The organism is Leifsonia sp. 2MCAF36 (assembly GCF_052115525.1).
GTDB lineage: Bacteria > Actinomycetota > Actinomycetes > Actinomycetales > Microbacteriaceae > Leifsonia.
In genome coordinates, this window is sequence record NZ_JBFRGV010000015.1 from 25,451 (window position 1) to 45,090 (window position 19,640).

Below are 19,640 nucleotides of genomic sequence, written 5' to 3' on the forward strand. Positions count from 1 at the left end.
TTAGCCTCGATGCATGCACGACTTCGCCGGCACGGTGGTGGCCTGGTACCACGCCAACCGGCGCGACCTGCCGTGGCGCCGCGACGGTTTCAGCCCGTGGGGAACGCTGGTCAGCGAGTTCATGCTGCAGCAGACCCCGGTCAGCCGTGTCATCCCACGGCTGGAGGAGTGGCTCACCCGCTGGCCGACACCCGCCGATCTCGCCGCCGTGCCGCCCGGCGAGGCGGTCCGCGCGTGGAAGTCGCTCGGCTACCCGCGGCGCGCCCTGTGGCTCCATGCCGCGGCGGTCGCGATCACCCAGCAGCACGGCGGGGTGGTGCCGCAGGATGTGGATGCGCTGCTCGCGCTCCCCGGGGTCGGCGACTACACCGCGCGCGCCGTCGCGGTCTTCGCGTACGGCAACCGGCACCCAGTCGTCGACACGAACATCCGGCGGGTGATCGCGCGGGCGATCGGCGGCCAGGGCGAGCCCGGGCCACCGCAGGCGACACGCGACCTCGCCGCGATGGAGGCGCTGCTGCCGCACGACCGGCCGGTCGCAGCCGCCTTCAACGCCGGGATGATGGAACTCGGCGCCATCGTCTGCGTCGCCCGGACGCCCCGCTGCGACGCCTGCCCCGTCGCCGACCGGTGCGCCTGGCGGCAGGCGGGCTACCCGGCCTACGACGGACCGCGCAAAGCCGTGCAGAAGCGGTACGAGGGCAGCGACCGTCAGGTGCGCGGCCGGATCCTCGCCGAGCTGCGTGCGTCGCACATCCCGGTCAGTGCCGAGGAGCTCACCTCCGTGTGGCCGGAGGCCGCGCAACGCGACCGCGCTCTGGCGGGCTTGCTGGCCGACGGTCTCGCCGTCGCGGTCGACGGCGGCTACACACTCCCCTGACGCGCCGAAGTGCTCGTACGTGCGCCCGACACGCCGCGGGGAGCAGCAGGTACGAGCACCTCAGTGCTCGGGGAACACCAGGGGGTCCCAGTCCAGGATGCGCGAGCGGAAGACGAGCCCCTCGGTGACGAACGGGTCGCCCTCGCGGAAGCGCTCGGCCGCCTCGCGTGAACGGAAGACGGCCATGGACCCTTCCGTCGCCGGGTTGCCGAAAGTGCCGATCATCAGCACCTCGCCGTCCTTCGCGAACTCGTCGAGGTAGGCGCGATGGCGCGGGTAGGTGTCGACCAGCCGCTGGAAGTGGTCCGGCCCCGCGTTCGGGTCGGCATCGTAGAAGGAGACGGCGAACATGCCGCCAGCATACGGCCGACCCGTCACGCGGGGTCAGTCACTCTTCCTCGTGGTGCTCGTCGTCCTCGTCGTCCTCGTCGGTCAGCACCCGCGGCTTCACGTACGGGTCTTCATCGCCCGCGTAGTTCGCACCGGCGGCGAGCCCGGCCACCTCGGTGTCGCGCTGCTGCGCCTCGCGCAGCAGGCCCTCGATGTGGGCCGCGTTCTCGGGGATCGCGTCGAGTTGGAACGCCAGCGTCGGCGTCAGTCGCGCGGTGATGTTCTTGCCCACCTCGGTGCGCAGCATCCCCGTCGCCGCCTTCAAGGCAGCGGCGCTGTCCTCGCGCTCCTGCTCGCTGCCGTACACCGTGTAGAACACGGTCGCGTGCTGCAGGTCGCCGGTCACCTGGACGTCCGTGATGGTCACGAAACCCAGACGCGGGTCGCGCAGGCCGCGATCGAGCCGCTTGGCGACGATCTCCTTGATTCTGTCCGCGAGCTTCCTCGCGCGAGCCGGATCCACTGTGTTCTCCTTTCGGGCAAGATGGCCGGTGGCAGAGCCACCGGCCATCGCACGAATTACGCCCGCGGCTTCTCGCGAAGCTCGGTCGTCTCGATCTCGTCGCCGATCTGGATGTCGTTGTACTTGCCGAGACCGATACCGGCCTCGAAGTCCGTACGAACCTCCGTGACGTCGTCCTTGAACCGGCGCAGCGACTCGATGTTGAGGTTGTCCCCCACCACCACGCCGTCGCGGATGACGCGCGCCTTGGCGTTGCGCGTGATCGTTCCGGACCGGACGATGACACCGGCGATGTTGCCGAACTTGGAGGAGCGGAACACCTCGCGGATCTCGGCGACACCCGACTGGACCTCTTCGAACTCGGGCTTCAGCATGCCCTTCAGCGAGTTCTCGATGTCTTCGATCGCGTTGTAGATGACCGAGTAGAACCGGACATCCACACCCTCGCGGGCCGCACGCTCGCGCGCCTTCACGTCCGGGCGGACGTTGAAGCCGATCACGATGGCGTTGTCGATCGTCGCCAGGTCGATGTCGGACGCCGTGATCGCACCGACACCGCGGTGCAGGATGCGCAGGCTGACCGACTCGTCGACCTCGATCTTCATGAGCGACTCCTCCAGCGCCTCCACGGCACCGGACACGTCGCCCTTGATGATGAGGTTGAGCGCCTCGACCTTGCCCTCCTGCAGAGCGCGGGTGAAGTCCTCGAGCGAGATGCGCTTGCGGGCCTTGGCCAGCTGCGCGTTGCGCTCGGCTGCTTCACGCTTCTCGGCGATCTGACGGGCCGTGCGGTCCTCCTCAGTGACGAGGAAGACGTCGCCGGCGCGCGGGACGCTGGAGAGACCCTGCACCTGGACCGGACGCGACGGGGCGGCCTCGAAGACGGCATCGCCGTTCTCGTCCGCCATCGCACGGACACGTCCGTAGGCGGTGCCCGCCACGATCGCATCGCCGACCCGGAGGGTTCCGGACTGGATGAGCACGGTCGCCACGGCGCCGCGGCCCTTGTCGAGCTTGGCCTCGATCGCGACACCGCGGGCGTCCTTGTTGGGGTTCGCACGCAGGTCGAGACCGGCGTCGGCGGTCAGCAGGACCGCGTCGAGCAGGTCCTGGATGCCGATGTCGTTACGGGCCGAGACGTCGACGAACATGACGTCGCCGCCGTACTCCTCGGCCACCAGGCCGAACTCGGTGAGCTGCTGGCGCACCTTCGCCGGGTTCGCGTCGGGCTTGTCGATCTTGTTCACCGCGACCACGATCGGCACGTTGGCCGCCTGTGCGTGGTTCAGCGCTTCGATCGTCTGCGGCATGATGCCGTCGTCGGCCGCGACCACCAGGATCGCGATGTCGGTCACCTGCGCACCACGGGCACGCATGGCGGTGAACGCCTCGTGGCCCGGGGTGTCGATGAAGGTGATGGCGCGCTCGTAGCCCTCGTGCTCGGTCCACACCTGGTAGGCACCGATGTGCTGGGTGATGCCACCCGCCTCACCGGCGACCACGTTGGCGTTACGGATCGCGTCGAGAAGGCGCGTCTTACCGTGGTCGACGTGGCCCATGACCGTGACGACCGGCGGCCGGATCTCGAGGACAGCGTCGGACTCGCCGGCGAGTTCGCCGTCGAGGTCGATGTCGAAGCCCTCCAGGAGCTCCTTGTCCTCGTCCTCGGGCGAGACGACCTGGATGCGGTAGCCGAGCTCCTCGCCGAGCACCTCGAAGGTGGCCTCGTCGAGCGACTCGGTCGCCGTCGCCATCTCTCCCAGGTGGAAGAGCACGGTGACCAGCGACGCGGGGTTGGCGTCGATCTTGTCCGCGAAGTCCGAGATGGACGAGCCACGACGAAGTCGGACGACGGTGTCGCCGTTGCCGCGGGGAACGCTCACGCCGCCCAGCGACGGGGCCTCCCGCATCTCGAATTCCTGGCGCTTCGCGCGCTTCGACTTCCGGGCCTTGCTCTTGCCGCCACCGCGACCGAAGGCACCGGCCGTGCCGCCGCCGGGGCCGCGACCACGACCGCCGCCCCCACCGGGACGCGGGCCGCCGAAGCCGCCGCCTGGACGCTGGAATCCACCGGCTGCGCCGGCACCTGCACCCGCGCCGCCACCGCTGCCGGGGCGCTGCTGGAAGCCGGGACGGCCTCCACCTGCACCACCGGGACGCTGACCGGGACGGTTGTTTCCGCCACCGCCCTGGCCGGGCGCGCCGATGCGCGGCGAACCGGGACGCGGCGGGGTCGGACGCGGGATGTTGCTCGGCGACGGGCGCTGGCCCATGCCCTGCGACGACGAGAACGGGTTGTTACCCGGGCGCGGCGGGCGCTGGCCCATCCCCTGGTTGCTCGAGAACGGGTTGTTGCCCGGTCGCGGGGAACCGGGGCGCGGGATGCTGCCGCCGGCCGGACGCGGGCTCGCGGGCGTGACCGCGTCGGGCGCTGCCGGTGCGGTCTCGGTCGCCGTCGTGCTGGCGGCGGCGGCCTGCTCAGCGGCCTTTTCGGCCGCCTTCTCTGCGGCCTTCTCGGCAGCGGCCTTCTCGGCAGCGGCCTGACGCTCGGCGACCGACATCGGCGCCTGCGGCTTCGGACCGGTGTCCTCGTCGGACTCAGCAGCGGGCTGCTGCTGCGGACGGGGCGCGGCGGGACGCGGCGCCTGGGACGGCGCCTTCGGCGCAGCCGCGGTCGCCTTGTCGGCGGACGGCTTCGCACCTTCGGCCTCGAGGGCGGCACGCAGCTTGCGGGCTACCGGAGGCTCGATGCTGGAGGACGGTCCTTTGACGAACTCGCCCATCTCTTTGAGTTTCGCGAGCGCGACCTTACTGTCGACGCCGAGCTCGCTCGCGACCTCATGTACGCGTGGTTTTGCAGCCACAATTCTCCTGTCTGGGCCCACCCCAGACAGGGGCAGGCGTCACTTGCGGACGGATCTCATTTCGAGACACTCATCGGTTGTCACTCATGTGAAGTCAACTTCTTCAGCCTGTTCTAATGAATTGCGACCGGATGGTCGCGGTGTCGAGCATCCCCTCCACGCGAAGCGCCCGCCCGAAGGCCCGGCGTTTCACTGCGAGGTCGAGACACTCGTCGACCGGATGCAGCCACGCACCCCGCCCCGGACGAGTGGCGGACGGATCCGCCACGAGTTCTGAATCATGGACGACGATCCTCAGAAGAGAGGATCGGGGAGCGCGAGAACGGCATCCGACGCACGTTCTGACGGGTTCCATCCTACTCCTCTCCACGCCCAGCACCGAACCGCCGGGTGGTGGTGGCCGCGAACTCAGTCGCGATCGAGGATCGAATCCGGCTGGATGTCGATCTTCGCGCCGGTCAGCTTGGCGGCGAGTCGGGCGTTCTGGCCCTCCTTGCCGATCGCGAGCGACAGCTGGTAATCCGGCACCAACGCACGCACGGCCTTCAGCGATTCGTCGATGACGAACGCGCTGGTCACCTTCGCCGGGCTCAGGGCGCTGGAGACGAACGTCGCCAGGTCGGGCGAGTAGTCGACGATGTCGATCTTCTCGTTGTTGAGCTCCGCCGTCACGGCCCGGACGCGCTGGCCCAGCTCGCCGATGCATGCGCCCTTGGCGTTCACCCCCGGCTCCGTCGCGCGGACGGCCATCTTGGTCCGGTGGCCGGCCTCGCGGGCCAGCGACACGATTTCGACGACACCGCTCGCGATCTCCGGAACCTCGAGCGCGAACAGCTTGCGAACCAGCGCCGGGTGGGTGCGCGAGACCGTGATCGACGGACCCTTCGTGCCCTTGGACACGCTGGTGACGTAGACGCGGATGCGCGACCCGTGCGTGTACTCCTCGCCGGGCACCTGCTCCTCGGGGGGCAGAATCGCCTCGACCGACCCCAGGTCGATGTGGATCATGCGCGGGTTCGGCCCCTGCTGGATGACACCGGCGACGATGTCGCCCTCGCGACCGCGGAACTCGCCGAGCACCGCTTCGTCCGCGATGTCGCGCAGGCGCTGGTTGATCACCTGCTTCGCGGCGAAGGCCGCGATCCGGCCGAAATCACTGGGGCTGTCCTCGGCCTCGCCGATGATGTTGCCCTCGTCGTCGTGCTCGGGAACGTAGACGGTGACATGCCCCGTCTTGCGGTCGAGGTGCACGCGCGCAGCCGGCGGCTGGTCGCTGTGACCGTGCCGGTGGTCGGCCTGGTTGGTGTGCTTCAGGTAGGCGGTCAGAATCGCCTGTTCGATGATCTGCACCAGTTCGTCGAACGGGATCTCCTTCTCGCGCTCCATGAGACGCAAGACGCTGAGGTCGATGTCCATGCCGGCCTCCTCTATTCAGATCTCGCCGCCACGCGACGGCGCGGCGGACTCAGTCCTCCAGGGTACCCGAGATTCCGGAACCCGTGAACGCCGCGTACCGTGCATCACATGACGTCCCCTACCCGAATCGCCTCCCGCGTCGAGCGCCAGCCCGCCGTCCGCGTGCTGGCCCGCGTGGGCTTGGCCGCCATCGGCATCCTGCACATCCTGATCGGGATCATCGCCCTCGCGGTCGCGTTCGGCCACGGAGGCAGCGCCGACCAGTCGGGCGCCCTCCAGGCCGTCGTCGCCGTGCCGGGCGGTCTGTTCGTGCTCTGGGCCGTGATCGTCGGGCTGATCTTCCTCGCGCTGTGGCAGATCCTGCAGTCGATCACCGCCCACAGGCCCGGCGAGAAGCTCATCGAAGTGGCCAAATGTGTCATCTACGCCGTCCTGGCCGGCGTGACGATCTCCATTGCCGCCGGGAGCCACAAGAACTCGTCGTCGTCGGAGAAGACGTGGTCCTCCCAACTGCTCGGGATGCCCGGCGGCGTGGTGCTGCTGGCCGCCATCGGCCTGGGCATCGTCGCCGCGGGAGTGGTCTTCGTCGTGAACGGCGTGACGCACCGCTTCGAGCGCGACCTGCGCCTCCCACCGAATCGCTGGGCGACCATCACGACGACGCTCGGTCGGGTCGGCTACGTCTCGAAGGGTGTCGCACTCGTCATCGTGGGCGGTCTGGTCGTGTTCGGGGCGATCACCGCCGACCCGGAGAAGGCCGGCGGGCTGGACGGCAGCCTCAAGGCACTGACGCAGGTGCCGTTCGGGGTCGTCCTGCTGGTGCTGATCGCGCTGGGCCTGATCGCCTATGGTGCGTTCTGGTGCGTGCGCGCGTTCGCCTCCCGCCTCAAGGAGCAGTGACCTCCTACGCGTCGGCCGCGCCGGCGAACTGGGCGTTGTACAGCGAGTAGTAGGCTCCGCCGCCGGCGAGCAGCTCGGCGTGGGTTCCCTGCTCCACGATCCGCCCCGCCTCCATCACCAGGATGAGGTCGGCGTCTCGAATCGTGGACAGCCGATGCGCGATCACGAACGACGTGCGGTCCGCCCGCAGCGCGCTCATTGCCTTCTGCACCAGCACCTCGGTCCGGGTGTCTACCGACGACGTGGCCTCGTCGAGGATGAGCACGCTGGGCCGCGCCAGGAAGGCGCGCGCGATCGTCAACAGCTGCTTCTCCCCCGCAGAGATGTTCGCTCCCTCGTCGTCGAGCACCGTGTCGTAGCCGTCCGGCAGTGAGTGCACGAACCGGTCGACGTAGGTGGCGCGGGCCGCATCCAGCACTTCCTCCTCGGTCGCATCCGGGCGGCCGTACAGGATGTTGTCACGGATCGTGCCCTTGAACAGCCAGGTGTCCTGCAGCACCATGCCCATCCTGCTGCGCAGGTCGTGCCGGCTCATGCTCGCAATGTCGACGCCGTCCAGTGTGATGCGCCCGCTGTCGAGGTCGTAGAACCGCATCATCAGGTTGACCAGGGTGGTCTTGCCCGCGCCGGTGGGACCGACGATCGCCACCGTCTGACCCGGCTGCGCGACCAGCGAGAGGTCCTCGATCAACGGTGTCTCCTCGGTGTAGCGGAAGGAGACGTCCTCGAACGCGAGAAGGCCCCTTGTGCCCTCGGGGCTCTCCGGCTGCCGCGGATCGGTGGACTGCTCGTCCGCATCCAGCAGTTCGAACACCCGCTCGGAGCTGGCGACGCCCGACTGCAGCAGGTTCGCCATCGACCCCAACTGGGTGAGCGGCTGCGTGAACTGCCGTGAGTACTGGATGAACGCCGTCACGTCGCCGAGCTGCATCGCGCCCGCCGCGACCTGGAGGCCGCCGACGACCGCGATCGCCACATACATCAGGTTCCCGACGAACATCATCGCCGGCATGATGATGCCGGAGATGAACTGCGCGCCGAAGCTGGCGCGGTACATCTCCTGGTTCTTCTCCCGGAAGCGCGCCTCCACCTCGCGGTGGCGGCCGAACACCTTCACCAGGGAGTGGCCGGTGAAGGCCTCCTCGATCTGGCCGTTCAGCTCGCCGGTGTGCCGCCACTGCGCCACGAACAGCTTCTGCGAGCGCTTCGCGATGACGGTGGTGATGAGCAGGGTCAGCGGGATGGTGACCAGCGCGATCACCGCCAGCAGCGGCGAGATGACGAACATCAGCACCACGACGCCGACCACGGTGAGCAGCGAGGTCAGCAGCTGGCTCATGGTCTGCTGCAGCGACTGCGAGATGTTGTCGATGTCGTTGGTGACGCGGCTGAGCAGCTCGCCGCGCTGCATCCCGTCGAAGTACTTCAGCGGCAACCGGTGGAGCTTGTCCTCGACGTCCGCGCGCAGGCGGTAGACCGTGCGCTGGGTGACGCCGTTGAGCACGTACGCCTGCAGGTAGCTGAACACCGACGAGAGCACATACAGGGCGAGCACCCACAGCAGCGTCTGCCCGACCGCCGTGAAGTCGATGCCGGCACCAGGGGTGAAGGTGGCACCCGAGAGCAGGTCGGCGTACTGGTCGTTTCCCTTCGCGCGGACCGCCGCGATGGCCTGCTCCTGCGTGATTCCCTTCGGGAACTGAAGCGACAGGGCTCCCGCGAAGACGAGATTGATGGCGTTCCCGAGCAGCTTGGGCCCGAGCACCGCGAACACCACGGACACCACCGCGAGCGAGGTCACCGCCACGAGCGGAAGCCGCTCCGGGCGCAGCCGGCCGAGCAGGCGCTTCGCGCTCGGACCGAAGTTCATCGACTTCTCCGCGGGCATGCCCATTCCGCCGAAGGGTCCGCCGCCGCCGGGTCCCCGCCGCATCGGCGGGCCGATCGGCCGGGCCGGTGCTGTCGTCTTGTCGCTCATCCCGTGCTCTCCTTTAAGCCGCATCCTGGGCGGCGAGCTGCGACGACACGATCTCCGCGTACGTCGGGTTGCTCTCCACGAGTTCGTCGTGCGTCCCGCGGCCGACCACGCGGCCGTCGTCGATGACGATGATCTGGTCGGCGTCCACGATGGTGGACACCCGCTGAGCGACGACGATCATCGTCGCCTCGGTCACATCCCGTGCCAGCGCGGCGCGCAGCCGGGCGTCCGTCGCCGTGTCGAGCGCCGAGAACGAGTCGTCGAAGACGTAGATCTCCGGCTTGCGCACAAGTGCTCGGGCGATCGCCAGGCGCTGACGCTGACCGCCGGACACGTTGGTGCCGCCCTGCGCGATCGGCGCCTCCAGCCCCTCCGGCATCTCGCTCACGAAGTCGCGCGCCTGCGCAACCTCGAGCGCATGCCACAGCTCCTCGTCCGTCGCGTCGGGGTTGCCGTAGCGGAGGTTGGAGGCGACGGTGCCCGAGAAGAGGTACGGCCGCTGCGGCACGATGCCGATCCGCGACCAGAGCAGCTCGGGGTCGAGGTCGGCCACATCCACCCCGTCGACCATCACGATGCCGCTCGTCGCGTCGAAGAGGCGTGGGATGAGGTTCACCAGCGTGGTCTTACCCGCGCCGGTACTCCCGATGAGCGCGGTCGTCCTGCCCGCCTCGGCGAGGAAGGTGATGTCGGTGAGCACCGGATGCTCGGCGCCCGGGTACGAGAACCCGACGTCCACGAATTCGACCGTCCCGTGCGCCGTGACCTCGGTGATCGGGTTCTCGGATGCACGAACCGACGAGTCGGTGCCGAGCACCTCGCCGATCCGGTCGGCGCAGACGGCGGCGCGTGGAACGAGCACGGCCATCATCGTCGACATCATCACGCCCATCAGGATCTGCATGAGGTACTGCAGGAAAGCGGTCAGCGTGCCGACCTGCAGCGAGCCGTCCTGGATGCGGAACGAGCCGAACCAGATCACGGCGACGCTGGACACGTTCAGCACGAGCATCACGATGGGGAACATCAGCGCGAACAGGCGTCCCGCTTTGAGCGCGGTCTCCGTCACCTGATCGTTGGCGGTGCGGAAACGGTTGGTCTCCACCTCCTCGCGAACGAACGCGCGGACGACGCGGATGCCGCTCAGCTGCTCCCGGAGCACTCGGTTCACGCGGTCGATGCGGTCTTGCATGCGCCGGAACAACGGCACCATGCGCGAGATGATGATGCTCACCGCGACCAGGAGGGCCGGGACGCTGACCGCGATCAGCCAGGAGAGATCGATGTCCTGCTGCATCGCCAGCACGATCCCGCCGACCGCCAGGATGGGCGCTGAGACCAGGAGCGTGCAGGTCATCATGACCAGCATCTGCACCTGCTGCACATCGTTCGTGTTGCGCGTGATCAACGACGGCGCCCCGAACGACGAGACCTCCCGCTCGGAGAACTCGCCCACCCGGTGGAAGATCGCCTCGCGCAGGTCACGGCCGACCAGCATGGCGACCTTGGCACCGAAGTAGACCGCCGTGATCGCGCAGGCGACCTGCACCAGCGTGACGCCCAGCATCTCGCTGCCGACGGAGAGGATGTAACCGGTGTCGCCCTTGGCGATGCCGTTGTCCGTGATCTGGGCGTTCAGCGTGGGCAGCCACAAGGACAGCAGCGACTGGGCCAGCTGGAAGACGATCACCCCGATCAGGAGCGGCCAGTGCGGCCGGAGGAACCGGCCGAGGAGTCTCAGGAGCATGATGCCTCCGTAGGGGACGTCAGGTTGTCGGGTGTAGTCGAGTGCCGTGGAGCGGGGTGAGAAACGTGCGGCGAGCTGCCGGCGATGCCGACGAGGACCATGCGCGCGAGGTCGTCGACGCTGAACTCGATGCCCTCGTTGAGCGCGGGGAAGGCCGACGAGAAGCTGATCAGCCGCAACACGTGCGCGACGCGCTCCGGCGGCCAGTTGAGCTCGCGGGTCTCCGGCTCGAGGATGTGCGCGATGATCCGCGCGAACTCTCCGCGCTCCTGCGGGACCGGTGGGCGCTGCGGTCCGATCACCGACATGATCCGCATCACGCTGTGGAAGCGCTCGCGCAGCAACAGGATGATCGCGCGGACCTTGTTCTCCAGAGGCAGCGCCGGGTCGATGCTGCGGAGGGCCTCGCGCAGCGGCTCCGGGTCGAGATACTTCTCGATCGCCGCCTGCACCAGCGTCTCCTTGTCGCCGAACGCGCGGAAGATGGTGCCTTCGGCGATGCCCGCCGCCTCGGCGATCTGGCGCGAGGTCATCCCCCGGCCGTGTTCCAGGAGCAGCGGGATGACGGCGTCGACGATCATCGCCTTGCGGTCCTCAGCCGACATCGGCTGGGCTCGCATGCGCGGTGCAGCCGCTTCCTCCCCGGTGATCACTCGATGATTGTATGCGGAGTGAGTGCTCACTCACAAGCGTTTCGTATCAGCCGATCGTGAAGATCTCCGATATCGTCGCGACCTCCTCCGCCGTCGGCGTCCACGCCGTTGCCGCCTCCGCGTTGGCGACGATCTGCTCCGGCTTGGTGGCACCGGCGATCACGCTGGTGAGTCCCGGCTGGGCGAGCAGCCACGCGAAGGTGGCCTGCAGCATGGTGACGCCGCGCTCGTCGCAGAAAGCTTGATAGCGGTCCATCCGGTCCCATGGTGCGTTGTCGAGCAGGTGCTTGCGCAGGTTCATGATCCGGCTGTCCGCCGGACCGCCCTCGCGGGTGAACTTGCCCGTGAACAGGCCGTTGTAGAGCGGGAAGTACGGCAGGAACCCCAGGCGGTATCGGTTCGCCGCCGGCAGGACCTCGCGCTCGGCCTCGCGCGCCAGCAGGCTGTACTCGTTCTGCGCCGAGATGAACTTGGGGTGACTGTGCAGTTCGGCCGTGAACTCCGCCTCGGCGATCTGCCAGCCGCTCAGGTTGGAGTGGCCGATGTACCGGATCTTGCCCTCGGCGATAAGGTCGTCCAGCGTCTCGAGGGTCTCTTCGATCGGCGTGACCGCGTCCGGCTGGTGAAGTTGGTACAGGTCGATCCAGTCCGTCCGCAGGCGGCGCAATGAGCCCTCCACCGCAAGCCGGATGTAGCGCCGCGACGCGCGCACGCCCCAGTCCGGGCCGTTGGCGCCGGCCATGTCCATCCCGAACTTGGTCGCGAGGACGATCCGGTCGCGCTTGCCCTCGAGCGCTGCGCCCATCAGGGTCTCGGAGAGGCCGCGCTCCTTGCCGTAGATGTCTGCCGTGTCGAACAGGGTCACACCGGCGTCGATCGCCGCCCCGATCACGGCGTCGGTCCCCGCCTGCGTCTCGGTCGCTGTGTCCTTCCGGCCGAAGTTGTTGCAGCCGAGGCCGATCGTCGAGACGACCAGTCCGGAGCGGCCGAGAGCGCGGTATTCGATGTTCGCCATGCCTCCGAGTCTAGGCACGCGGCGGCGGTTGATTGCGGTCGTGAATCCGTCCCCAGCCGGCGATCTGCGGCAGTTCTCCCCGATGTCCGATTCTCGCGAGTGCACGTCGGCGGTCCGCTCTAGAGTCGACCCATGAGCAGTTCTTTCGCCTACCTCCTTCGCACCACGAGCCCCATCGGGCGACTCGAGTTGACCAGTGACGGCACCGCTGTCACGTCACTCTCCATCGAGCGGGCGGGTCACCTCCCGCTCGACGATCATCCCGAACGCAGCACGCCGGTCCTCGACGACGCCGCGGCCCAGCTCGGCGAGTACTTCGCCGGCACGCGCCGAACCTTCGACGTGCCGGTGCGGTTGCAGGGCACCCCCTTCCGGCAGGCGGTGTGGCAGCGGATCGCCGAGCTCGAATACGGAACGTTCGTCTCCTACGGCGAGTTGGGCGCGTCCCTCGGGCACGCCGGCTACGGCCGGGCGATCGGCGGAGCGGTCGGCGCCAACCCGGTCCCGATCATCGTCGGCTGTCACCGGGTACTGTCATCCAGCGGCCGCGTCACGGGCTACAGCGGGGGCGACGGCATCCCGACCAAGCTGTGGCTGCTGGAACACGAGGGGATCATGCTGGCCGCATGAGCGCGACGACGGACACAACGAGCGAGTCGACGAGCAGGTCCAGGCCGAAACCGACGACCGAGGGTCCCGACGCCGAGCCGGCACCCGAACGCCCCCCTCTCGTGGTGGGCGAGGACGGGCTGGCTCGGTGCTCCTGGTCGGCAAGTGACCCCGAGTACCGGCGCTACCACGACGAGGAGTGGGGACGTTCGCAGCACGACCCTCGGGCACTCTACGAGAAGCTGTGCCTGGAAGGGTTCCAGGCGGGGCTCTCCTGGATCACCATCCTGCGACGCCGCCCGGCCTTCCGTGAGGTGTTCCTCGGCTTCGAGCCGGAGCGTGTCGCCGCGATGACCGAGACCGATGTGCAACGCCTGCTGCTGGATGCGCGGATCATCCGCCACCGCGGCAAGATCGAGGCCACCATCTCGAACGCCCGGGCGGTGCTCGCGCTCGACGTTCCCCTGGAGGATTTGATGTGGAGCTTCGCACCCGAGCGGCGGGCTGAGCAGCGCCCACGGAGGTGGGGAGAGATCCCAGCGGTGACGCCCGAGTCGACCGCCCTCAGCAAGGAGCTCCGGCGCCGCGGGTTCCGATTCGTCGGCCCCACCACGATGTATGCGCTGATGCAGGCGACCGGTATGGTCGACGACCACTTCGACGGCTGCTTCCGCGCCTGACCGTGCGCACTCTGCCCGACGCAGGTACGCACGGCGGCGGTAGGACCGAGAGAGTCGGGCCGACGACGGAAAGGACTCCGACGCCGGATTCTCGCTGGTGAGGCAGCATCCGCACGTGCCCGACCGCAGGCGGATCCTTGGTTCCTCACACTCCGACGTGGAAACGACGCGCGGGGATGTCGCGCCGGCCACCGTACATCGGCCCGACTTGTTGAGGTCGTAAGGGATCGCCGCTTGTGCGCGCCCTCGCCCCGGATCAGTGATCCTCTCTCTTATCTGTGAGCATATCTCACTTTTCACCGGTGCACCACTAGGAGTTCACCTCGTCGTCGCGTAGCTCCCGGTCAGGCGCGAAGCGCGGCCATGAGGCGCCCCGGAACGCCCCGGACCTCCGGCACCACCAACTCCAACTCTCGGGAGCCGTCGGCCGCCGCGCGCAGCTCGTAGCCCTCGTCGGCGGCCCACCGCAGCAGTTCGGCGGTCGAACGGAAGGAAGCCCCCGCCTCGATCAAGGCCCGAGTGAGGAGGCCCTTCGCCTGCTTGTTGAAGTGATTCAGTGCACGAACGTGGCCGTTGTCATCCCGGGCGAGCACACGCACATAGTGCGCGCCCTCCCGGTCGGGCAGGGGTGCGAGCGCGGCGTAGCCCTCCGAACGGAGGTCGAGCAGAAGGTCGTCGCGCTCCGCGAGCGCGGCACCCCCGGCCGCCGCCCAGCGCTTTTTGAGCGACGCAGCGCCGCGCTCCAGCGACAGCCGCGAGTCGAACGACAGCCGGTACGCCGGCACCTCGTCGGCGGCGCCGATCAGCCCGAGCAAGGCCGACTGCACGACGACCGACTCGGCAGCGACCGCCCACTCGACATCGGACAGCGATCCTGCATCGAGCGCGTCATACAACACCCCTGTGTAGCGCTCCAGCGCGCGCATCGTCGGCGCCGAACGGACGGTCCGGTTCCTCTCGACCTCGCCGGTCTGCTTCGGGCCCAGCTTCAGGGCGCGCACGGAGTCCGCGTGATCCGCGGACAGCGCCACCACCGCGCCGACGACGTCACGCCGAACCGCGTGCAGCGACGGGAAGCGCAGACGGCCGAGGGCGAGCGGGGACCCCGCTCCCCCGTCCCTCTTCGTCTCGGAGGGCGGGAGCAGGATGAGCACCCTAGCCCTCCACGAAGTCCAGCGCCCGGTCGACGTTCTCGCCGAGCGGCGCAGACGTGTCGAGGGTGATGCGCGGCATGGTGCCGCAGGCGCCCTTCCACTCGTGGTACTCGTCGACGCTCTGCTCCACGGCGTAGGCGGCGACCAGCCCTGAGCGCTTCGAGAGGCGCTCCTCATGCAGCGCGGGGTCGGAGCACACCGTCTCCACGACCCGGAGTTTGACGTCGCAGCGCTCCGCCAGGTCGCGCCACTGCAGGCGCGCCGGCTCCACCGCGTTGACCGCGTCCACGACGACGGAGTGGCCGGAGAGCAGCACCTGCTCGGCCATCGTCTCCGCCACCAGGTAAGCCGCGAGCCCGGTCGGCTGGTCGGAGTCGATCCCCGCACGGAGGACCGACGCCTCGATCGGGTCCACCGAGATCACCGTGGCGCCGATGCGCCCGGCGAGGATCTCCGCGATGGTGGACTTTCCGGAGCCGGGAAGCCCCGCCATAGCCACCAGCATCGGGACGCGGACGTCTCCGAACTGGCGCTCCAACGGGGCTCCCTGCTTCTCCGGCATGTCAGACCAGCTCGGCCTGACGGGCCACGACAGTGACCGTGTTGTTCTCGACGGAGAGGAAGCCGTCATCGGCCTGGGCCGTGATCGACTCCCCTCCGTTCAGGGTCACGCGAACTTCGCCCTGGGCGAGGATGGCGAGGAGCGGCTCGTGGCCGGGCAGGATACCGATCTGCCCTTCCACGGTGCGCGCGACGACCATGCTGGCCTCTCCGGACCACACTTCGTGGTCCGCGGCGACGACGCTGACGGTGAGGACAGCCATGATCAGCCGTTCTCCTTCTGGATCTGCGCCCACTTCTCCTCGACGTCGGAGATCGCTCCGACGTTGAAGAACGCCTGCTCCGCCACGTGGTCGAACTCGCCCTTGGCGATCGCATCGAAGGACTCGATGGTCTCCTTGAGCGGGACGGTCGAACCTTCCACGCCGGTGAACTTCTTCGCCATGTAGGTGTTCTGCGAGAGGAACTGCTGGATCCGGCGCGCACGCGACACCGTGATCTTGTCCTCTTCGGAGAGCTCGTCGACACCGAGGATGGCGATGATCTCCTGCAGCTCCTTGTTCTTCTGGAGGATCTGCTTGACCGTGGTGGCCACGCGGTAGTGGTCGGCGCCCAGGTAGCGGGGGTCGAGGATGCGCGAGGTCGAGGTCAGCGGGTCGACGGCCGGGTACAGACCCTTCGACGCGATCTCACGGGAGAGCTCGGTCGTGGCGTCGAGATGGGCGAAGGTGGTCGCCGGCGCCGGGTCGGTGTAGTCGTCGGCGGGCACGTAGATCGCCTGCAGCGAGGTGATCGAGTGGCCGCGGGTCGACGTGATCCGCTCCTGCAGCTGACCCATCTCGTCGGCCAGGTTCGGCTGGTAGCCCACAGCGGACGGCATGCGGCCGAGCAGCGTGGAGACCTCGGAGCCGGCCTGCGTGAAGCGGAAGATGTTGTCGATGAAGAGCAGCACATCCTGCTTCTGCACGTCGCGGAAGTACTCCGCCATCGTCAGCGCGGAGAGCGCGACCCGGAGACGCGTTCCCGGCGGCTCGTCCATCTGGCCGAAGACGAGCGCGGTCTTGTCGAAGACGCCCGCCTCCTCCATCTCGTGGATGAGGTCGTTGCCCTCACGGGTGCGCTCGCCGACACCGGCGAACACCGACACACCACCGTGGTCCTGCGCGACGCGCTGGATCATCTCCTGGATGAGGACGGTCTTGCCGACACCCGCGCCGCCGAACAGGCCGATCTTGCCACCCTGCACGTACGGGGTGAGCAGGTCGATGACCTTGATGCCGGTCTCGAACAGCTGGGTCTTCGACTCCAGCTGGTCGAACGCCGGCGGGTTGCGGTGGATGGACCAGCGCTCGCTGATCTCGATCTTCTCGCCGGGCTCGCCGTTCAGGATGTCGCCGGTGACGTTGAAGACCTTGCCCTTGGTGACGTCGCCCACGGGGACCGTGATCGGCGAGCCGGTGTCGCGCACCTCGCCGCCGCGGACCAGGCCGTCGGTCGGCTTCAGCGCGATGGCGCGGACCAGGTCGTCACCGAGGTGCTGTGCGACCTCGAGCGTGATCTCGTTCGACTCCTCGCCGATCGTGATCGTGGTCTTCAGGGCGTTGTAGATGCCGGGGATGGCATCGTGCGGGAACTCGATGTCGACGACCGGGCCGGTGACGCGCGCGATGCGCCCGACTCCACCCGGCTGCGCGGTCGAAGCCTGGGCTTCGGCGGTAGCGGTAGTCATGATTCTTATCTCTCTCGTAGGACGTTTACTTAGCCGAGCTCAGCGCGTCCGCGCCGCCGACGATCTCGGAGATCTGCTGGGTGATCTCCGCCTGACGGGCGTTGTTCGCAAGACGCGTGTAGTCGGTGATGAGCTTGTCGGCGTTGTCGCTCGCGGCCTTCATCGCCTTCTGGGTCGCCGCGTGCTTCGAAGCGGCGGACTGCAGCATGGCGTTGAAGATGCGGCTCTCGATGTAGACGGGCAGCAGCGAGTCGAGAACGGTCCCCACATCGGGCTCGAACTCGTAGAGCGGCAGGACCTGTGTGCGGTCCGGCTCCTCCAGGCCTTCCACGACCTCCAGGGGCAGCAGACGGATGACCTGCGGCTCCTGGGTCAGCATGCTGACGAAGCGGTTGTAGATGATGTGGATCTCGTCGACGCCGCCGTCGGACGCGTCGCGCAGGAACGACTCCAGGATCGCGTCGGCGATCTCTTTGGCCTGCTCGAACTCCGGAGCGTCCGTGTTGCCGGTCCAGACGCGCTCGAACGCACGGCGGCGGAAGCTGAAGTAGCCCTGTGCCTTGCGCCCGACGAGGAAGTACACGACCTCCTTGCCCTGGCTGCGCAGCAGCTCGGCGAGCTTCTCCGACTCTTTGAGCACGTTCGTGTTGAACGCGCCCGCGAGCCCCCGGTCCGACGAGAAGATGACGATCGCCGCGCGCTCGATCTTCTCCGGCTCGGTGGTCAGGACGTGGTCCACGTTCGAGTAGGTCGCCACCGCCGACACCGCGCGCGTGATGGCGCGGGCGTACGGCGAACTCGCGGCGACCCGCGCCTGCGCCTTCTGGATGCGGGAGGCGGAGATCAGCTCCATCGCACGGGTGATCTTCTTGGTCGTCTGGGCAGATCTGATCTTCTGCCGGTAGACCCGAAGCTGTGCTCCCATGTGTCTCCTCTTAGTTCTCTGTCGTCAGCTCAGCGGCTCAGCGCTTGGCCTTGACGATGCGCTCCTGGTCGACCTCGTCCTCGTCGATGGCCGTGAACTCTTCGCGTCCGACCGAGGCGAGCGGCTTGCCCTCGCCCGTCTGGAACTCGAGCTTGAACGCGTCCACCTCGGAACCGAGCTTCGCGACCGTGTCGTCGTCGAGGACGTTGGTCTCGCGCAGCGTGGTCAGGATGTCGGTGTTGCGGCGCAGGTGGTCCAGCAGCTCCGCCTCGAAGCGCAGGACGTCCTCCACGGCGACCTCGTCCAGCTTGCCGTTGGTGCCGGCCCAGATCGAGACGACCTGCTCCTCCACCGGGAACGGCGAGTACTGCGGCTGCTTGAGCAACTCGGTGAGGCGCGCACCACGGGCGAGCTGACGGCGGCTGGCCTGGTCGAGGTCGGACGCGAACATCGCGAACGCCTCGAGCGACCGGTACTGTGCCAGCTCGAGCTTGAGCGTGCCGGAGACCTTCTTGATCGACTTCACCTGCGCGTCGCCGCCGACTCGGGAGACCGAGATTCCGACGTCGACCGCTGGACGCTGGTTGGCGTTGAAGAGGTCGGACTGCAGGAAGATCTGGCCGTCGGTGATCGAGATCACGTTGGTCGGGATGTACGCCGAGACGTCGTTCGCCTTGGTCTCGATGATCGGAAGACCGGTCATCGAGCCGGCGCCCAGCTCGTCGGAGAGCTTGGCGCAACGCTCCAGCAGACGGGAGTGCAGGTAGAAGACGTCACCCGGGTAGGCCTCGCGTCCCGGCGGACGACGGAGCAGCAGCGACACGGCGCGGTACGCCTCCGCCTGCTTCGACAGGTCGTCGAACACGATGAGGACGTGCTTGCCGCCGTACATCCAGTGCTGGCCGATGGCCGAGCCGGTGTACGGAGCGAGGTACTTGAAGCCGGCAGGGTCGGAGGCGGGGGCCGCGACGATGGTGGTGTACTCCATCGCGCCGGCGTCCTCGAGCGCGCCCTTCACCGAGGCGATGGTCGAGCCCTTCTGGCCGATCGCGACGTAGATGCAGCGGACCTGCTTGTTGACGTCGCCCGACTCCCAGTTGGCCTTCTGGTTGATGATCGTGTCGATCGCGATGGCCGTCTTACCGGTCTGGCGGTCGCCGATGATGAGCTGACGCTGACCGCGGCCGACGGGGATCATGGCGTCGATCGCCTTGATGCCGGTCTGCAGCGGCTCGTGCACCGACTTGCGCTGCATGACGCCGGGGGCCTGGAGCTCAAGCTCGCGGCGGCCCTCGCTGGCGATCTCGCCGAGACCGTCGATCGGGTTACCGAGCGGGTCCACGACACGGCCGAGGTAGCCGTCACCGACGGGGACGGAGAGGACCTCACCGGTACGCGTCACCTCCATGCCTTCGACGATCTGGTCGAACTCGCCGAGCACGACGACGCCGACCTCGTTCTCGTCGAGGTTCTGGGCGAGGCCCAGGGTGCCGTCGGCGAAGCGGATGAGCTCGTTGGCCATGACGCTGGGGAGACCCTCGACGTGCGCGATGCCGTCGGACGCGTCCAGGACGTGCCCGATCTCGGTGGCTTCCGCGCCGCTGGGCTCGTAGCTGTTGACGAAGTCCTTGAGCGCGTCGCGGATCTCGTCGGGGCTGATCTGAATATCTGCCATT

Annotated in this window: 19 protein-coding genes; 4 read left to right on the forward strand and 15 right to left on the reverse strand. The window is 68.2% G+C overall.

Annotated features, from left to right (window positions below; translation table 11 throughout):
• Nucleotides 1–13 precede the first annotated feature (13 nt).
• Nucleotides 14–880 carry an A/G-specific adenine glycosylase gene (locus AB4079_RS18460; protein WP_441788792.1) on the forward strand — a complete coding sequence of 289 codons (867 nt, stop codon included), beginning with the start codon at nucleotides 14–16 and terminating at the stop codon, nucleotides 878–880.
• A gap of 60 nt (nucleotides 881–940) precedes the next feature.
• Here AB4079_RS18460 and AB4079_RS18465 read toward each other — a convergent pair whose 3' ends face one another.
• The 5 genes from AB4079_RS18465 to nusA all read right to left on the reverse strand — a co-directional run bounded on the left by AB4079_RS18465 (nucleotide 941) and on the right by nusA (nucleotide 6,013).
• The gene (locus AB4079_RS18465; protein WP_441788793.1) at nucleotides 941–1,231 is read right to left on the reverse strand and encodes a YciI family protein; all 291 of its coding nucleotides are present in this window, start codon (nucleotides 1,229–1,231) and stop codon (nucleotides 941–943) included.
• Between the two features lie 37 nt (nucleotides 1,232–1,268).
• On the reverse strand, nucleotides 1,269–1,733 hold the full coding sequence (gene rbfA / locus AB4079_RS18470) for a 30S ribosome-binding factor RbfA (protein WP_441788794.1): 465 nt from the start codon (nucleotides 1,731–1,733) through the stop codon (nucleotides 1,269–1,271).
• 56 nt (nucleotides 1,734–1,789) lie between these two features.
• A complete protein-coding gene (infB, locus tag AB4079_RS18475) occupies nucleotides 1,790–4,597 on the reverse strand; it encodes a translation initiation factor IF-2 (protein WP_441788795.1) in 2,808 nt (935 codons plus the stop codon).
• Nucleotides 4,598–4,700: 103 nt separating this feature from the next.
• A complete protein-coding gene (locus AB4079_RS18480) occupies nucleotides 4,701–4,952 on the reverse strand; it encodes a YlxR family protein (RefSeq protein ID WP_441788796.1) in 252 nt (83 codons plus the stop codon).
• A gap of 53 nt (nucleotides 4,953–5,005) precedes the next feature.
• Complete coding sequence (gene nusA, locus AB4079_RS18485) at nucleotides 5,006–6,013, reverse strand: transcription termination factor NusA (RefSeq protein WP_441788797.1); 1,008 nt, start codon at nucleotides 6,011–6,013, stop codon at nucleotides 5,006–5,008.
• A 108-nt stretch (nucleotides 6,014–6,121) separates the two neighbouring features.
• Between nusA and AB4079_RS18490 the strand changes: the two genes are divergently transcribed.
• On the forward strand, nucleotides 6,122–6,913 hold the full coding sequence (locus AB4079_RS18490; RefSeq protein ID WP_441788798.1) for a DUF1206 domain-containing protein: 792 nt from the start codon (nucleotides 6,122–6,124) through the stop codon (nucleotides 6,911–6,913).
• A 4-nt stretch (nucleotides 6,914–6,917) separates the two neighbouring features.
• Here AB4079_RS18490 and AB4079_RS18495 read toward each other — a convergent pair whose 3' ends face one another.
• The 4 genes from AB4079_RS18495 to AB4079_RS18510 are packed head-to-tail and all read right to left on the reverse strand — an operon-like array spanning nucleotide 6,918 to nucleotide 12,306.
• Complete coding sequence (locus AB4079_RS18495) at nucleotides 6,918–8,891, reverse strand: ABC transporter ATP-binding protein (RefSeq protein WP_441788799.1); 1,974 nt, start codon at nucleotides 8,889–8,891, stop codon at nucleotides 6,918–6,920.
• Nucleotides 8,892–8,904: 13 nt separating this feature from the next.
• Entirely contained in the window at nucleotides 8,905–10,638 is a 1,734-nt protein-coding gene (locus AB4079_RS18500; RefSeq protein ID WP_441788800.1) for an ABC transporter ATP-binding protein, read from the reverse strand.
• Nucleotides 10,629–11,291 (reverse strand): TetR/AcrR family transcriptional regulator, encoded by a 663-nt coding sequence (locus AB4079_RS18505; RefSeq protein ID WP_441788801.1) that lies wholly within the window; start codon nucleotides 11,289–11,291, stop codon nucleotides 10,629–10,631. The genes AB4079_RS18500 and AB4079_RS18505 overlap by 10 nt, the downstream gene beginning before the upstream one ends.
• A 46-nt stretch (nucleotides 11,292–11,337) precedes the next feature.
• Nucleotides 11,338–12,306: an aldo/keto reductase gene (locus AB4079_RS18510; RefSeq protein ID WP_441788802.1), complete on the reverse strand. Its 969-nt coding sequence runs from the start codon at nucleotides 12,304–12,306 to the stop codon at nucleotides 11,338–11,340.
• 132 nt (nucleotides 12,307–12,438) lie between these two features.
• Between AB4079_RS18510 and AB4079_RS18515 the strand changes: the two genes are divergently transcribed.
• The gene (locus AB4079_RS18515) at nucleotides 12,439–12,936 is read left to right on the forward strand and encodes a methylated-DNA--[protein]-cysteine S-methyltransferase (protein ID WP_441788803.1); all 498 of its coding nucleotides are present in this window, start codon (nucleotides 12,439–12,441) and stop codon (nucleotides 12,934–12,936) included.
• Complete coding sequence (locus AB4079_RS18520; RefSeq protein WP_441788804.1) at nucleotides 12,933–13,595, forward strand: DNA-3-methyladenine glycosylase I; 663 nt, start codon at nucleotides 12,933–12,935, stop codon at nucleotides 13,593–13,595. Before AB4079_RS18515 ends, AB4079_RS18520 begins: the two co-directional genes overlap by 4 nt.
• 344 nt (nucleotides 13,596–13,939) lie before the next feature.
• Here the strand turns inward: AB4079_RS18520 and AB4079_RS18525 are convergent, their stop codons facing one another.
• Genes AB4079_RS18525 through atpA form a run of 6 tightly spaced genes read right to left on the reverse strand, consistent with a single transcriptional unit; the run spans nucleotide 13,940 to nucleotide 19,639 of the window.
• Nucleotides 13,940–14,749 carry a YaaA family protein gene (locus AB4079_RS18525; RefSeq protein ID WP_441788805.1) on the reverse strand — a complete coding sequence of 270 codons (810 nt, stop codon included), beginning with the start codon at nucleotides 14,747–14,749 and terminating at the stop codon, nucleotides 13,940–13,942.
• Nucleotide 14,750: 1 nt separating this feature from the next.
• Complete coding sequence (locus AB4079_RS18530; protein ID WP_441788806.1) at nucleotides 14,751–15,311, reverse strand: AAA family ATPase; 561 nt, start codon at nucleotides 15,309–15,311, stop codon at nucleotides 14,751–14,753.
• Nucleotide 15,312: 1 nt separating this feature from the next.
• Entirely contained in the window at nucleotides 15,313–15,573 is a 261-nt protein-coding gene (locus AB4079_RS18535) for a F0F1 ATP synthase subunit epsilon (protein WP_441788807.1), read from the reverse strand.
• 2 nt (nucleotides 15,574–15,575) lie between these two features.
• Nucleotides 15,576–17,039 carry a F0F1 ATP synthase subunit beta gene (gene atpD / locus AB4079_RS18540; protein ID WP_441788808.1) on the reverse strand — a complete coding sequence of 488 codons (1,464 nt, stop codon included), beginning with the start codon at nucleotides 17,037–17,039 and terminating at the stop codon, nucleotides 15,576–15,578.
• A gap of 25 nt (nucleotides 17,040–17,064) precedes the next feature.
• The gene (locus tag AB4079_RS18545; RefSeq protein WP_441788809.1) at nucleotides 17,065–17,964 is read right to left on the reverse strand and encodes a F0F1 ATP synthase subunit gamma; all 900 of its coding nucleotides are present in this window, start codon (nucleotides 17,962–17,964) and stop codon (nucleotides 17,065–17,067) included.
• A gap of 37 nt (nucleotides 17,965–18,001) precedes the next feature.
• Nucleotides 18,002–19,639, reverse strand: a complete 1,638-nt coding sequence (gene atpA / locus AB4079_RS18550; protein ID WP_441788810.1) for a F0F1 ATP synthase subunit alpha — start codon at nucleotides 19,637–19,639, stop codon at nucleotides 18,002–18,004.
• Nucleotide 19,640: the final 1 nt, after the last annotated feature.

Excerpts from the sequence above, each read along its gene's own strand:
- AB4079_RS18460 (WP_441788792.1), top strand. The coding sequence starts at position 14 with ATGCACGACTTCGCCGGCACGGTGGTGGCCTGGTACCACGCCAACCGG.
- AB4079_RS18465 (WP_441788793.1), bottom strand. The coding sequence starts at position 1,231 with ATGTTCGCCGTCTCCTTCTACGATGCCGACCCGAACGCGGGGCCGGAC.
- AB4079_RS18480 (WP_441788796.1), bottom strand. The coding sequence starts at position 4,952 with ATGGAACCCGTCAGAACGTGCGTCGGATGCCGTTCTCGCGCTCCCCGA.
- nusA (WP_441788797.1), bottom strand. The coding sequence starts at position 6,013 with ATGGACATCGACCTCAGCGTCTTGCGTCTCATGGAGCGCGAGAAGGAG.
- AB4079_RS18490 (WP_441788798.1), top strand. The coding sequence starts at position 6,122 with ATGACGTCCCCTACCCGAATCGCCTCCCGCGTCGAGCGCCAGCCCGCC.
- AB4079_RS18495 (WP_441788799.1), bottom strand. The coding sequence starts at position 8,891 with ATGAGCGACAAGACGACAGCACCGGCCCGGCCGATCGGCCCGCCGATG.
- AB4079_RS18500 (WP_441788800.1), bottom strand. The coding sequence starts at position 10,638 with ATGCTCCTGAGACTCCTCGGCCGGTTCCTCCGGCCGCACTGGCCGCTC.
- AB4079_RS18510 (WP_441788802.1), bottom strand. The coding sequence starts at position 12,306 with ATGGCGAACATCGAATACCGCGCTCTCGGCCGCTCCGGACTGGTCGTC.
- AB4079_RS18515 (WP_441788803.1), top strand. The coding sequence starts at position 12,439 with ATGAGCAGTTCTTTCGCCTACCTCCTTCGCACCACGAGCCCCATCGGG.
- AB4079_RS18520 (WP_441788804.1), top strand. The coding sequence starts at position 12,933 with ATGAGCGCGACGACGGACACAACGAGCGAGTCGACGAGCAGGTCCAGG.
- AB4079_RS18530 (WP_441788806.1), bottom strand. The coding sequence starts at position 15,311 with ATGCCGGAGAAGCAGGGAGCCCCGTTGGAGCGCCAGTTCGGAGACGTC.
- AB4079_RS18535 (WP_441788807.1), bottom strand. The coding sequence starts at position 15,573 with ATGGCTGTCCTCACCGTCAGCGTCGTCGCCGCGGACCACGAAGTGTGG.
- atpD (WP_441788808.1), bottom strand. The coding sequence starts at position 17,039 with ATGACTACCGCTACCGCCGAAGCCCAGGCTTCGACCGCGCAGCCGGGT.
- AB4079_RS18545 (WP_441788809.1), bottom strand. The coding sequence starts at position 17,964 with ATGGGAGCACAGCTTCGGGTCTACCGGCAGAAGATCAGATCTGCCCAG.
- atpA (WP_441788810.1), bottom strand. The coding sequence starts at position 19,639 with ATGGCAGATATTCAGATCAGCCCCGACGAGATCCGCGACGCGCTCAAG.